We start from the raw sequence: 14,587 nt of genomic DNA, 5'->3' as shown, positions 1-14,587 counted from the left end.
CTTATTCGACCGGGCAGGCACCTTCCGAAGGTGCATCTGGTGCCCAGCAAGGCGCGCCGGTTTCGTTCATGATCTTTTCCAGCTGTTTCTTTTGATCTTCCAGAACCTGCTCAATGGGTTGACCAGCCAGAACAATGCGTTCGAACGCATCCACGTATACACGGTTGAAGTCGCCGCCCATGCTACCCAGACCTGCAGGCAGTAGGCCGGGATTAGCGTCTGCCGAGCTGCTCATCTTGGCAACCGCTTCGCCGGCAGCTTTGACCGAAGGCGGTAGATCGTCTGGTAGCTCAACATCAACCACAGGGAAGAAGTTAGTGGCTTTAAGGGTTGCGATCTGTGTCTCGGGCTGCATCAGATAAGTCACCAAAGCTTTGGCACCTTCGGCATCCGGCGCGGTGCGTGGGATGGCAACACCTGCCAAAACAGGCATGAAGCCACGACCAGTCGGTCCAGCAGGCGCCGGGAAGGCGACGAAATCGTCGGGACGCTCATTGAAAGCCTGCGCAAGGCGCGAAGTATGATCAAAGACAATCCAGGCATCGCCGTTCAACAACTGCTCCTGCATGAATGAGAAGTTGGTTGATGCGGGGTTCGTATGGCTCCAAAGTTCTTTGAACTTTTCCCATGCCGTCACAGCCTCGGGCGAAGCAAAGGTCCGCACAACACCGTTGGTGTAGGACGGGTAAAGATAACCTTGGAAAAAGCGGTGTTTCAGACCCTTGGGTCCCGCTGGAAAGCCGAACTTCTTCTGACCCGTCGCTTCTTCAACGTTCGCCGCCCACGCGATCAACTGGTCATAGGTCAGTGCATTGATGTCCGCACCTTCAGGCAGGTATTGCAGCGCTTCCGTATTGGCGGCCATGATATAGCTCGCTTGCATCCACGGCATATATTGCAGACTGTCGGTTCCCAGCTTAGCCAGATCATTGAAAGTGCCCGACGCCGACATGACGCCAAGATCGCTAAGGTCCATCAGGTCATCAGGGTTCATCGCCGAGAAGTTGCCATGCAAGGAACCCAGCAAGTCAATGCTGCCTGAGTCGGCTTGCAGCTCGGCTTGCAAGCGAGTGAGCCAGGGGCCATCTTCGTTCGGTTGGTAGTCAACCCCGCCCTCGAAGCCACCAAGAACCTCACTCCGCATAGCCTGCGCTTCTTCGGCGGGCCGGGCCTGGGTCGACCAGAACAGAGTTTCAGCTTGCACGGCAGCTGCGCCAACAAGCATCGCAACACCGGACACGGCACCCGACAGTTTCAGATGAATCGACATGATTTCCTCCCTATGTCTGAGGCTGACCGAAACCCGACAACCTCTCTCCCTCGCCGACACCTTTGGGTCAGTCTGCGGGCGAATGCAGTTAATATGATATATCGTTGTATCTTGAGTCAAGCCTGTTGCCGCCAAGCTTTCGCCATAATTTGCTTGCCAATTTCAAAACCAATTGCGACTTTAGGAAAACGATATATCTAAACTGTGGCCCATGAAGAAAAAACCCACCCTATCCAGCGTTGCCAAAGAAGCGGGCGTATCGGTTCCAACCGTTAGCCAAGTTATGCGTGACACCGGCCGAATTTCAGAGAAGACACGTCAGAAAGTCCTGAGCGCAGCCAAGCGTCTGCGCTACGTCCCAAATCAAGCGGCGGCTACAATGAGATCAGGGGACAATCGCGAGATCGGGTTTATCCTAAACAAATTGGCAAACCCGTTTAACGCAGAGGTCGTGAGTGGCGCCGTCGACTTGCTCGAAACCGAAGGGTTCATGGTGTCGATACTCGATGCGCAAGGCGATCTTCAACGTCAAGACCGCCTTCTGGAAGCCTGCATCAGATTTGGCCGACGTGGATTGATCTGGGTTCCGGCGCTCGACACAAGCGAAGTATCTATAGAGCTTCTGAATGCTCACGGTGTTCCCGCTGTGACATTCATGCGAAAGGTGTCGCAGTCTTTCGACCATGTCGGCATTCTTAATACCGAAGCCCTCGCACAAGCCACGCAGCACTTGATAGACTTAGGGCACAAGCACATCGCCTATTTTGGCGGCACCGAGCAATCGTCCGTGCGTGAAGAACGCATTGCCGGTTACCTTGGCGCTTTAAAGCAGATGGATGACGTGCAGCCAATTGTCTGGCCATGCGATGAGAATAAGAGTGCTGGCTTTGACGCTATTGCCGCACTCCGTCACAAACACCCCGAGGTGACGAGTATTGTTTGCAACGGAGACGTTGTGGCGCTTGGCGCTTGCTTCGGCTTGATCCAGTCCGGATTGAAACCAGGGCATGACTTTTCAGTAGTAGGCTTCGATGACATCGAGGATGCGGCCGTCTCGACGCCCGGCCTCACGACCATGGCGATCGACCCGAAGAAGTTAGGCAAGCGGTTGGCCGAGATCCTTCTGGACCGAATGCGAACACCCGATCTGCCAGTCCGTCATTTCGAGTATTCTGCGACTCTTACAATTCGAGGAACATCAGGAGCAGCCCCTGACCACTAAAGTGTATTTCTCAGTTGCTGCCGCAGGCGTTCATTGCAGTACCATGCGATGTTTGACACTTTGGGCTCGCCACGGACCTTCTCTGCACCAAGTCCGAATTGGCAGTGAGAGCCCTTAGCAGAAACTACGGCCCACATTACCGCCTGCCCGGTCTACGCCCCCGGCAAATTGCGCACACAAGGCTAGAGTGCGCGAACGTCCCAACCGACGGCGAAGCGGAAATCCGGTTCGCCCAAGGCACTCCTGTGGCCGGGCAGTTGGGCAATAAACGGAAGAAACCGCATAGTATTTCGCCGGCGCGATCTACTCTGAGATCATAAATGTTCTTGCAAGCCAGCGTATCGCTGGCTTTTTCTTTGCCATTGGAAGGAAGAACTTTGCTGCAAAAAAGGAATGTTGGGGGCAGCAATCGAGTTACCACGCATTGATTTCATTGTGCTTTTTTGGGCGAAAAAGGAAAACCTTTGAGGGTCGAGCCAACAAAACAACAAGACTGTATGCGTTAGAGCGGCGTGACACATTGTTGTGGCACAAAATGAAACTGCATGCGTATTTCGCGCAGTACAGGCTCGGCGTTCCTTTCTTTTGTTGGGTGCTATAGCGCTTCGAACCCCAATTTGCCGCGTCTCGGTCGATTCCATTGCAGGCGGTGAATTTCACTGGGCAATTTGACAGATCACAAAACCGATGCTTACCTGAGCGCGACGCAACACAGATAATCTAAATTTCCAAGCATTATCAGCGTTCTGAAGCACCATTCGTGGCGCCGTTAAAGCCAGACTTGAACCCTGGAGAATTTAAGATGGAATTGATCACTGAACAGCTCCGCGCCTTTCCGATCATGGCGCTTTTTCTCTGTCTTGGCCTGGGATACGGCGTCGGCAAGTTCCGGGTCGGCAAGTTCGAACTGGGTGGTATCGCCGGAACCTTGCTGGTGGCCGTTTTTGTGGGTCAGATCGGCGGTATCAACCTGAGTACGGATGTTCAGAACGTCTTTTTCTCGCTGTTCATTTTCATGGTCGGCTACAATGGCGGCCCGCAGTTTTTTGCGGCTCTGAACCGAACCGCCCTGACAAAGCTGCTGGCCGCGTTCATGATGACGCTATGGGGGCTGTTCTTCGTCATCGTCGTGGCTCGATTGGCGGGGTTGGACAAAGGGCTGGCCGCCGGGTTGGCCGCCGGAGGGTTGACGCAGTCAGCGATCATCGGCACCGCCGGCAATGCCATCGACTTGCTGGGGCTGGCAGCGGATGAGGCGGAAAAGCTGAAAACCAATATCGCGGTGGGGTATTCGGTCACTTATATCTTTGGCTCAATCGGTCCGATCCTAGCGGTTAGCGTTATCCCGATCATCATGCGTGTCGACCTGCGACAAGAGGCAATCAAGCTGGCTCAGAAGCTCAGCGGTGGCGGTCGCAAGCTGGAGGAAGGTGAGTTCCTTCCGATGAACCGTTTTGATGCCCGCGCCTATCAGGTGAATGCAGACGCTGCGATTGCAGGCCAAACGGTAAAATCCATTGAAAGCAGCTATGACGGAGATCTGGTCGTCGAAAAGCTGCTGCAGGACGGCGTCCCGGTGGATCCGACGCCGGGTACTTTGATCAGCGCAGGGGACGTGATCGTGGTTTCTGGCCTGGTCGGCACGCTGACGCAATTCGAAGGTACAGCTAGCGGTGAAATCGGAGAATACCCGCCCGAACTGACCGTTGTGGAAGAGCGCCGCAATGTCGTGGTCACCAACCGCAAACTGACCGGCAAGACGCTAGTGGAATTGCGCGAGGCGTTGACGGCGGATCAGCGGCGGGGCGTCCACATCTCAAAAATCATCCGCATGGGCCATGAAGTGCCAGTGCTGCACAACACCGAAATCCACGCGGGTGATGAAGTCAGCATTGTCGGTCACAAGGATGATCTGAACCGGGTTGCTAAAATGGCGGGCTATGTGCCGCCCGCAGCCTCGGTCACCAACTTCATTGCACTGGGGGTCGGCGTGGCTGTTGGATATCTGATCGGTGAGATCAGTTTTGTCATTGCCGGTACGAAAGTGGCGCTTGGGTCCGGTCTTGGTTGCTTGGTAACCGGGCTGATCATCGGATACCTGCGCATCCGGCGGCCCAAGATCGGTGGGATCAATCGCGGGGCTGCGAATTTCCTACAAAGCTTTGGCCTGGCCGTATTCGTCGGGGTTGTCGGGCTGAACGCGGGTAAGCCTGCGCTTGAAGCCATTCAGCAATACGGGATCACCTTGCTGTTGTTGGGCGTCGTGGTCACGCTGATGCCGATGATCGTGCAGTTCCCGATCAATTATTTCGTCTTGCGTATCAAAAACCCGGTCGAGGCTTGTGCAGTGGTGACAGGGTCGCGGTCGGGTAATCCGGGTTTTGCAACGCTTCTGGAAAAAGCCGGGAATGCAACCCCGACGCCCGCGTTTACGATGACTTATGCGGTGGCGAACATATTCCTGACACTCTGGGGTCCGTTGGTTGTGGCATTCGTGCCGTAAGCTACATCAATACAATAACGATGACCGAGCCCCACAGGGCCAGCAAGACGTTGCCCACGGCATAGCCAAGACCATAGCCCAGGGTTGGAACCTGGCTCTGCGCCGCTTCCTGCACGGCAGCCAGACCGGGGGCCGAGGTCCCTGCCCCGCAGCAGGTGCCCGCCAGAACGCCCTCGTTTATTCCAAAGACCTTGCACCCAACAATGACCGCCGACCCATGGGCCAACAACACGATGGCCACCGACCCGAAGATCAAAGATGGCCCGCTTTCGATCACCCCGGTCACAAAGCTCGGCCCCGAGGTGATGCCCACGCAGGCCACAAACACGCACAAACCAAGCGAGTCGAAAATCCACAGCGTTGCCTCGGGCACAAAGCCGAATGTGCGATGGACCGAGCGCAACCACCCCGCCACCAGACCGCCAAGCAGCACGCCGACCGACGTCCCAAGCCCCAGTTCTATCGCGCCGTACTTCAACGCGGGGATACCGATCAACCCGCCCATCAGGATGAAAAAGGCCACAAAAACCATATCGGTCTTGCTGGTTTCACGGTCCAGATAACCAAGGCGTGCAGCGGCATCCTCGATATGACTGCGAGTGCCCGAAACGGTCAGCACGTCACCCTTGTGCAGGGTCACGCCGCGAAAGATTGGCAAACGCTCGCCGCTGCGCATGATGCCGCGCAGGTAGATGGTGCGCGCTTCGGGACGGGCGGACAGTTCAGCCAGGGTCTTGTTGACCACCTCGTTGTTGGTCACAACGATGTCGTTGGTTTGAACCGGCAAGTCCAGAAGTTCAGGATCTTCAACCTCTTCCCCCAATAAGGCGGTGTGTTCGATCAGATAGGATCGCACGCCGGCGATGGCGGCTATGTCACCCTCTTGCAGCACCATATCGCGTGTGGTGGGCAGGATCTTATTCCCCCGGCGGATACGATCGAAAAACGCGCGGACATGTTCGGGCACGCGGGCCTCAAGCTCGGAAATCCTGTGGCCGACGAATTCGGGATTGATACGATAAGCGCGGGCTTCGAAATCGCGGTGTTCGGACACCATCGGGGCGTCGTTGCTGTTCAACCCGGCCTCGTATTCTGCGCAGGCCTCTTTCAGCGACCTGCCATAGAGCCTGGGCGCCAGCTGCGTGTGGAAAATGATGGTCGCAATGACCCCGACGAAGTAAGCCACAGCAAAACCGGTGGCAATCTCACCGTCGAAAATGGCTTGCGCGGTCTCGTCGGCGCCAGCTTTGGCAAAGGCGTCAATGGCAACACCCAAGGTCGCGCTTTCCGTGACACCGCCCGCTAAAAGCCCCGCAGCAATTCCAACGGACAGCCCCATAAGCGGAGCTAACAGCACCGCGACCAACAGCGCCACAACACAAAGCAACACTGTGATGGCAATCTGCGGCAACGCACTAAAGTTCAAAGACCGAAAAAATTGTGGCCCGGTTCGGTACCCAATGGAGAACAGAAACAGTAAAAAGAACGCCTGTTTCAGGTCATCTGAAACGACCACACCGGTCTGGCCGACCAGAACACCGGCCAGAAGACAGCCCGCCACCGATCCAACGGTAAACGAGCCGATGGTGATCTTGCCTAGCGCATAGCCAAGGGCAAGGCTGCAGAACAAGGCCAGCGCAGGATGAGGGCCCAGGATCGACCCGATCAACTCCATGATAAGCTCCCCTTCCCTGCGGCTCTGCCTCAGCCGTGTAGCGGCAATCCTTTCGAGGCCCGATAGGCCTGTACATAGCCCACAGCCACCGCCCGCACGGCACGCCCAATTTGGCGATAGGCGCTATCGTCCAGATTGGCGAAAGAAACACGTGCCGACCAGTTCGGTGCATCAAAGCCCGATCCGTTCAACAGCACGATCCCATGGTCCTGCGCCAGCTTGAACGAGATATCCAGCGGGTGGACGTTTTCCTTGATCCACACCACCACCTCTTCGCCAACATATTTTCGCAGCCAGAATTCGAAATCAATGATGCCGTAATATTTGTCGAACAATGGGTTGTCGGGCACGTCGATACCCATCCCCTCGACCAGTTCATCGAAACGGTGTTTCAGGATACCCCAGCAGAACTTCTGATATCCCTTATCTTCGTCCATCAACTCGACCAGCGAAAACAGCGTCATCATCACCTGCTGCGGCAGGGACAGGCCTGCCGTGTGGTTCAGTGCAACATCGCGGCTGTCGGCGACGATCCGGTCGATGAACTTGAACGACGACGGATCGGGGGTCAGCGTCTCGTATCGCGCATTGACGACGGTCTTGGTTTCCTCCGTAGCCTCGGCAATCATCTTGTCGAAGATGTTGTTTTCGGCCACCAGAATGGCCCCCAGACGCCACCCCGTGCAGCCAAAATATTTAGAGTAAGAATAAACCCCGATGGTGTTCTCGGGCAGATGACCCATAACGGACTGAAAGTTTGGAACGAAGGTGCCATAGACGTCATCAGTCAGGATGATCAGGTCAGGCCGCCGGGTTTTGACGAATTCGACCAGTCGAGCCATGACCTCGGGGCTGATGGCGACCGAGGACGGGTTGCCCGGGTTGACCAGGAACAACGCTTTTACTTTTGGGTCGGACAATTGCTCGAGATCGTCATCGGTCAGCTGGAAATGGTCCTCTTCTTCCGAGGACACGTCCACCACATTCAGCCCGTAATCTTCAAGCACCGGCATTTCCAGGTAGGGCGTGAAAATCGGCGTGCCCAGCGCAATGGTATCGCCCGCACTCAGCAACCGTTGGTTTTTGAGCGCCTTGAAAATATAGCACATCGCGGCAGTGCCGCCTTCGACCGCGTAAATGTCAAACTTGGCATCGGGCCGGTGCCCCGCGCACATCGCCCACATCACGTATTCATGGACGATGGCTTCGTTATGCGCCATGCACCGGTCCGGCATTGGATAATGATCACCGACGATGCCATCGGTGAGTTCCAGCACGAAATCGTCTGGGGTAAAACCGAATTTCTCAATCGCGAAATCCACCACAGCGGCCAGAGTATCTGCGCCCGGAGGGCCGTTCTTCGCGATCGAGTCCGCGCAATAGGCGTTGAGCCGATCATAGCAACCCGGCCCCTGCGGCATCCCTGCCAGACCGACCAGCGCTTCGTTGCGATGGCGCTGTGCTTCGGTCATGGCGAACTGACCCAGCAGGAAAAACGCCTCGCGCGCTTTGGAGGCGATCCAGTTTGGATTGCCACGCCCTGCGTTCAGATAAGGCAGCGCCATCTGGCGTGACTCTTTCTGCGCCAGCTTGATCAGTTCGTCTTTGATTTGAAAAGGACTTAGGTTTTCGAACTTATGCAGGTCCAGTGTTTCTGACATGGCATCAAACCCTTGCGTTAAAACAATCGGAAAAATTCTATCGGATCGTACGCAAGGATTCGCATGTGTGTAAACTGTGTAGTCAGTCGCTGACGTTGGGATAACTGCGCAGCGGTCAGTTGATCCGGGACGACGCTGCCAGTGCACCGGCCAGCGCATTCTGAATCTCACCAGGGAATTCCCGCCCCTTTTCATGCAGCCCTGCGGCAACCCATCCGACAGTATGCCCCCGACTGCCAATGTCATTCGCCCGAACTATCGTCGGCGACGTGTGCTCGACGCTGACCAAAGCCATCGACCGTTCAATCTCACTATCGGTCAGCACCATTTTGACGGCACTGAAAATATCCATCGAAACCTGCAAGGTCTGATGCTCAAGCCGATGCGCAGCGCCCGTCAACATACGGGTGCAAAAGGCTGACAGGAAATACCAGCGAAAAATGGAAAAGACACGGTCCTGCAACTCACCATGTACTGCGGCGCCATCTTTGGCTGCGCAGGCGACCTGTTCAAACGCGGCCTCGGCAGCTTTGGATGCCCGGAATATCTCGCGCTCGCGCTTTGCGATCGAGATGACACGCGGCGCAATCTCAGTTGCGGCTTCGTGGGATTCCAAATTCATAGATGTCCTCCAGCATTAAAGTCTAATGAGGACATGGAAATTCTAAAGGAAATCCGAATGCGATTTAACGCCATTTTTTGCAGAAAACATCCCTTTGTTGGCGAAATAAAAATGTCACGACCAGCTATTTAACACAAACATAACTGGCGGAAAGGATGTAATTTCCAGCAGGTATGTTGAAAACATGCACATTAAGATTGGGGCAAATTGCGCGGTTTCGACCGAAAGATACATAGAACTGACACGATCTTGTAATAGTTATGCCCATTTCCGCATCTATGAATACCTAATCCTGCTGATCAGTTTACGAGTTTGAATTTAACGAGGGGGTACGAGCGGGACCAGGGGGTGAGCGCCTGACCAACCGGGCTCGCCTATGGGCAGAGCAGCTCCCCCCGCCGCTTACGGCCACATTTCACCGCGCCTATCCAGCAAATTGACCGACACACAATTTTGCTACGTACGTGGTTCTGGCCTTCATCGATAAAAAGCCCAATACTCGGATGAAGAGAGCTCATCTGAAATCAGGCAATGCTTCCCAAATCATCATGTCCAGACGCCACTATAACCTGCCGCCCCTGACCACCTTGTCCGCCTTCGAGGCCGCCGCGCGGCATCTGAGCTTTAAGAACGCAGCCGAGGAACTGTCGGTCACGCCGGGCGCGGTCAGCCACCAGATCAAGGCGTTGGAGGGCGATCTGGAAACCACGCTGTTCCAGCGCAAGCATCGCGGCGTCGATCTGACCGAAGACGGCAACGCGCTTTACGAGGCGCTGTCGTCGTCATTCGGGCGTATCTCGAAAGTTCTGGCAACGATCCGTGACCGCAAATCTGGCGGCAAGGTCACGGTCGGATCGACCACGGCAGTGGCGGCGTTGTGGTTGTCGCCCGCCGTGATCCGATTTTGGCGCGAAATGCCGGACGTCAACGTGGACCAGCTGTCGCAGGATCGCCCTTTTCGGGACCGACCGGATGTGGACTTCTTTATTCGCTACGGGCGCGACCCCGACCCGAACTTGACGCATACGCCCCTGTTCCGCGATCACCTGATCCCCGTCGCCAGCCCCGAGGTCGCGGAACGATTGGCTGGTGCTGACCTCGACGCGCTGGCAGCCGAACGCTTGATCCACATGGCCTCGGAAGACCGCACTTGGACCACCTGGCCGGAATGGTTCAAACAACTGGGATATGTGGGCACGATCCCGATTGACTCTAGGGTGAACAGCTATTCGGTTGCCCTGCAATTGGCGCGCAAGGGGGCTGGGCTGACGCTGGGTTGGCAACGGCTGATCCAGCCGATGCTGCAATCGGGAAAGCTGGTCGCCATTGGCCCGCACTATCTGACTGCGCCCAACCAATTCTACATTGTTGGCCGCCCGGAGGAAGACCTCTCGGACAGCGCCCGTGCCTTAAAATCATGGATCATTCAAGAGGTTCAGGACGGTTCAGTTTAGATCAGATCACCCAGTGGTGAGGTTTTCTGATATTGAGAAAGGGCTACACCATCCGCCAATACGGAAAAGAACGCATCTAGCAACCCACAGGAGAGCCCGATGAACAAGCACAGCGCGCTGTCATCCGTTCTGAACGATGTGACCATCGCAAATGGCCTGCCGAATGAACACTATATTGACCCGGTTGTTTTTGCCGAAGAAAAGCGTTCGGTCCTCTTTGCCAATTGGTCCGGGATCGGGTTTGGTCTGGATGTCCCCGAGGTAGGCGATGCAAAACCGGTCGACTTTCTGGGCATGCCACTACTGATCGTCCGTGATCGCGACGGAGAGATCGGGGTTTTCCAGAACACCTGCCGCCACCGCGGCATGATCCTTGTGGATACGCCCCGCAAGATCGAAGGCGCGATCCGCTGCCCCTATCACAGCTGGTGCTACAGCCTGAAAGGTGAGCTGCGCGCTACCCCGCATGTGGGCGGCCCCGGTCAGAACAAGCACGAAAACGTCGATCACAATGATCTAGGGCTGGTGCGTGTCCGGTCGTATGTCTGGCGCGATGTGATCTTTGTGAACGTAGACGGCAACGCACCGGAGTTTCAGGATGCCCATGGTGCCCTGCTGGATCGTTGGAAGGAATTCGAACAACCCCTGCATGACGGCGGCGAGATGGCCTCGTTCAAGCTGGAGGTCAAAACCAATTGGAAACTGGCGGTCGAGAACTACTGCGAAAGCTATCACCTGCCTTGGGTGCATCCCGGCCTGAACAGCTATTCCCGGTTGGAAGATCACTATAACATCGAAGTCCGCGGGCATTACTCCGGTCAGGGCACGCTGGTCTACCGGCAGCTAAAGGATCAGGACGGCACCACCTTTCCCGATTTTGAAGACCTTAGTGACAAGTGGGATGAAGGCGCGGAATACGTAGCCTTATACCCGAACGTCCTGTTGGGGGTGCAGCGCGACCATGCCTTTGCAATCTTACTTGAGCCGGTCGACCACGAAAACACCGTCGAACATATCCGGCTGTACTATGCCAAAAGCGTTGAGGACACGCCGCATCTGGACGGGCTTCGCACCACAAACGCACAACAGTGGCGGGCCATTTTCGAAGAAGATGTCTTTGTTGTCGAAGGTATGCAAAAGGGTCGCCACGGGGTGCTGTTCGATGGCGGACGGTTTTCACCCGCAATGGACGGGCCGACCCACAACTTCCATCACTGGGTAGCAACGCAGATCGAAAACGGACGGGCGGAATAACCTCTCGGCCGGCACCTTTTGGCAGGAGGTCCAATGGAAAAAGACGAATTGGATCGCCTGCTGTTAAAGGCCCATGAGCAGGACGATCATGCTGCCCTGATCCACTATTACACGATGGCTGCGGATGAGCGCGAGGCGGCACAGGATATTGATGCCGCTTGTTTTTACCTAACCCACGCCTTTGTCTTCGCGCTAGAATCCGGTGCGCCCGAGGCCGAGACACTTAATGCACGCCTTGTCGCGCATGGTCGGGCACATCGTCTCGAATTTTAAGATTGGTGTCACGTCAGGGCGAATCGCGCCAGGCTATCCAAACTCTATGTGACCCCACGGGAAGCTGTTCAGACGTCTTAGGTCCCCTATAGTCAAATGAAACCGTCACGGTTGCTTTGGGAGGGGCAGGTGCATGGCGCACAGCGCGGAAATGCTGATCATTGGTGCCGGGTTCTCGGGGCTGACCATGGCAATCGAGGCACGCAAACGTGGAATCAGCGATATCGCCATCCTTGAAAAAGCGGGCGATATCGGCGGTACATGGCGCGAAAACACCTATCCCGGCGTGGCATGCGATATTCCCTCGCATCTGTATTCGATGGCCACGCACCTGAACCCGGACTGGAGCCGCGCCTATGCCGGTGGGGCCGAGATTCAGGCGTATCTGCAAAAGATCTGCCGGGATGAGGGCCTGTACGATCTGTGCCATTTCCACCAGCAACTGAAATCCGCGCGCTGGGACGGCGACCAATGGCAGGTGGAAACCGAGGGCGGGCAGCACTGGACGGCGCGCTTTTTAGTCTCGGCCATTGGGGCACTGCATCTACCGGATGTGCCCGACATACCCGGTGCTGACAGCTTTCCCGGGCCTAAGTTCCATTCTGCCGAATGGGATCACGACGTGGAACTTGTGGGTAAACGCATCGCGGTGGTCGGCACCGGTGCCTCAGCCGTTCAGTTTGTGCCTGAAATTGCGAAAACGGCGGCCCAAATCACCATCTTCCAACGGACCGCGCCCTACGTCCTGCCCCGCCCCGACGGGCCAATTGCACCGTGGGTTCGCAGCCTCTATAGGTGCATCCCCATCCTGCCCCGGATACGCCGCAAACTGATCTACTGGATTTTTGAGTATCGCCACCGTGTGTTTCGGGGTGAAGAGCGGATGGTCAACTTTGCCATGAAGATGTGGCGAAACGGGCTGGAGAAAGCGATAACTGACCCCGAACAACGCGAACGCCTGACCCCTGGCTACAGGATTGGATGCAAACGTATCCTCAGTTCGAATGACTGGTACACGGCCCTTGCGCGGGACAACGTGACAGTAATCCCGCACGGGGTGGCGACAATCGAGGGAGATCAGATCATCGCCGCGGATGGCAGCCGGACCCAGGCCAATGTATTGATCTGGGGCACAGGCTTTCATGTGACGGACGTGGTCGAGCGTCTGGACATCACCGGAACCGATGGCCTGACCCTACGCCAAGCATGGACCGATGGGATGCAGGCCAATCTGGGCACTGCCATCGCAGGTTTTCCGAACTTCTTTATTCTGTTGGGGCCACATACCGGATTGGGCCATAACTCGGTCGTGCTAATGATCGAAGCACAGGTCCGCCATATAGGCAGGGTGCTGGATCAGATGCAGCGCAACGGCTTACAGGCCATCACACCTGACGCCGCGAAACAAGAAGCCTTTACGCAGGAAATGCAGGACCGCCACTCAGACAGCGTCTGGCAAGCGGGCGGCTGCACCTCGTGGTATCAGGATGCCCAAGGCCGCAACACGACGCTTTGGCCCGGCACCGTATCCGAGTATGAAAAGCGCATGGCCCGATCCGGGCTGGAACAATATCACCCTGCCCCTCCCCCAGCCGGAGATCGTTGACATGACCACTCTTCTAACCATCACCCTGCTGATCGTCGCATTTTTTGTCGGCATGAAACTGTGGACCCGCAAACTGACTCGCCAAGGCCAAATCCGAGTTCCGCAGCTTGGGGTCATCGCGCCCGTGAACGGCGGCAGCATCCATTATGTGGAAAAGGGCGATCCGTCGAAGCAGACCCTTGTCATGATCCACGGGCTGGCTGGGCAATTGCAGCATTTCACCTATGCCTTGGTCGACATGCTGGCCGATGACTATCACGTCATCGCAGTGGACCGGCCCGGCTGTGGCTATTCGACCCGCGATAGTGCCGATCTGGGCCGTCTGCCCGAACAGGCGCGCATGATACAAGAGTTTCTGGACAGCAAGGGCGTCACCGACGCTGTCCTTGTGGGTCATTCCTTGGGCGGCGCGGTGTCGTTGGCCATGGCGCTGGACCACCCAGAAAAGATCAAGGCCCTGGCTCTGCTAGCCCCTCTGACGCAAGTTTTGCCGTCGACACCCCAGGTTTTCAAACCACTGGAAATCCGCACGGAATGGCTACGCAGCCTGATCGGCAACACAATCGCTGTACCCGTGGCCGCCAAAACTGCACCACACACTCTGGACGTCGTTTTCGCCCCCGACCCTGCGCCTGCGGACTTTCTGGATCGTGCTGGCGGTGCGCTTGGACTGCGCCCGTCGGCCTTCATTACCGGATCGCAGGACGTTGTGGGGATTGATGACAGCATGGCGGCGCAGGTCGCCCGCTATGAGGAGTTAGCCGTACCCGGCGGCATTCTATACGGCACACAGGACGCTATACTTGCAGCCCACGCGCACGGCGATCCAATGATCCAGTTCGGCCTGTCAAACGAGTGGATTGACGGGGCAGGTCATATGATCCTGATCACGGCACCGGACACATGCGCCGCATTCATCCGCCAGATCGCAGAAACCAAGTATTTCGAAACCAAGGCGGCGCCCGAGACGGTTTGAACGGCGTGGAAAAGAATTCGGCATTGACCGTGTTTTCCCTCTTGACCCGCCACAGCCCCTCGCTTAAATCG

The 14,587-nt window shown here is 56.5% G+C and carries 11 protein-coding genes; 7 read left to right on the top strand and 4 right to left on the bottom strand.

Features of this window, described 5'->3' with window-relative positions; genetic code table 11:
• Window position 1: 1 nt before the first annotated feature.
• The gene (locus ACR0B8_RS08715) at window positions 2-1,270 is read right to left on the bottom strand and encodes an ABC transporter substrate-binding protein (protein ID WP_170359630.1); all 1,269 of its coding nucleotides are present in this window, start codon (window positions 1,268-1,270) and stop codon (window positions 2-4) included.
• Between the two features lie 211 nt (window positions 1,271-1,481).
• On the opposite strand from ACR0B8_RS08715, the gene ACR0B8_RS08710 reads away from it, so the two are divergent.
• Together ACR0B8_RS08710 and aspT are read left to right on the top strand one after the other, a co-directional pair.
• Window positions 1,482-2,492: a LacI family DNA-binding transcriptional regulator gene (locus tag ACR0B8_RS08710; RefSeq protein ID WP_170359627.1), complete on the top strand. Its 1,011-nt coding sequence runs from the start codon at window positions 1,482-1,484 to the stop codon at window positions 2,490-2,492.
• An 802-nt stretch (window positions 2,493-3,294) separates the two neighbouring features.
• Window positions 3,295-4,995, top strand: coding sequence for an aspartate-alanine antiporter (gene aspT, locus ACR0B8_RS08705; RefSeq protein ID WP_170359625.1), 1,701 nt, complete (start codon window positions 3,295-3,297; stop codon window positions 4,993-4,995).
• 1 nt (window position 4,996) lies between these two features.
• On the opposite strand, the gene ACR0B8_RS08700 is transcribed toward aspT, so the two are convergent.
• The 3 genes from ACR0B8_RS08700 to ACR0B8_RS08690 form a co-directional block, all read right to left on the bottom strand.
• Window positions 4,997-6,670 (bottom strand): aspartate:alanine exchanger family transporter, encoded by a 1,674-nt coding sequence (locus tag ACR0B8_RS08700; RefSeq protein ID WP_170350233.1) that lies wholly within the window; start codon window positions 6,668-6,670, stop codon window positions 4,997-4,999.
• Between the two features lie 29 nt (window positions 6,671-6,699).
• Entirely contained in the window at window positions 6,700-8,331 is a 1,632-nt protein-coding gene (locus ACR0B8_RS08695) for a bifunctional aspartate transaminase/aspartate 4-decarboxylase (protein ID WP_170359624.1), read from the bottom strand.
• Between the two features lie 115 nt (window positions 8,332-8,446).
• A complete protein-coding gene (locus ACR0B8_RS08690) occupies window positions 8,447-8,953 on the bottom strand; it encodes a hypothetical protein (RefSeq protein WP_226688881.1) in 507 nt (168 codons plus the stop codon).
• Between the two features lie 548 nt (window positions 8,954-9,501).
• Here ACR0B8_RS08690 and ACR0B8_RS08685 point away from each other — a divergent pair.
• The 5 genes from ACR0B8_RS08685 (at window position 9,502) to ACR0B8_RS08665 (ending at window position 14,516) form a co-directional block, all read left to right on the top strand.
• Window positions 9,502-10,407 (top strand): LysR substrate-binding domain-containing protein, encoded by a 906-nt coding sequence (locus ACR0B8_RS08685; RefSeq protein WP_226688880.1) that lies wholly within the window; start codon window positions 9,502-9,504, stop codon window positions 10,405-10,407.
• A gap of 99 nt (window positions 10,408-10,506) precedes the next feature.
• A complete protein-coding gene (locus ACR0B8_RS08680) occupies window positions 10,507-11,661 on the top strand; it encodes an aromatic ring-hydroxylating oxygenase subunit alpha (RefSeq protein WP_226688879.1) in 1,155 nt (384 codons plus the stop codon).
• Between the two features lie 33 nt (window positions 11,662-11,694).
• The gene (locus tag ACR0B8_RS08675) at window positions 11,695-11,934 is read left to right on the top strand and encodes a hypothetical protein (RefSeq protein WP_170359617.1); all 240 of its coding nucleotides are present in this window, start codon (window positions 11,695-11,697) and stop codon (window positions 11,932-11,934) included.
• 133 nt (window positions 11,935-12,067) lie between these two features.
• On the top strand, window positions 12,068-13,540 hold the full coding sequence (locus ACR0B8_RS08670; RefSeq protein WP_226688878.1) for a flavin-containing monooxygenase: 1,473 nt from the start codon (window positions 12,068-12,070) through the stop codon (window positions 13,538-13,540).
• A 1-nt stretch (window position 13,541) separates the two neighbouring features.
• The gene (locus ACR0B8_RS08665) at window positions 13,542-14,516 is read left to right on the top strand and encodes an alpha/beta fold hydrolase (RefSeq protein ID WP_170359613.1); all 975 of its coding nucleotides are present in this window, start codon (window positions 13,542-13,544) and stop codon (window positions 14,514-14,516) included.
• The last annotated feature ends 71 nt before the right edge of the window (window positions 14,517-14,587 follow it).

This window comes from Ruegeria sp. BH6 (assembly GCF_056538105.1).
The sequence above is the reverse complement of the archived record's forward strand: the minus strand, read 5'-3'. Positions and strand labels throughout refer to the sequence as shown.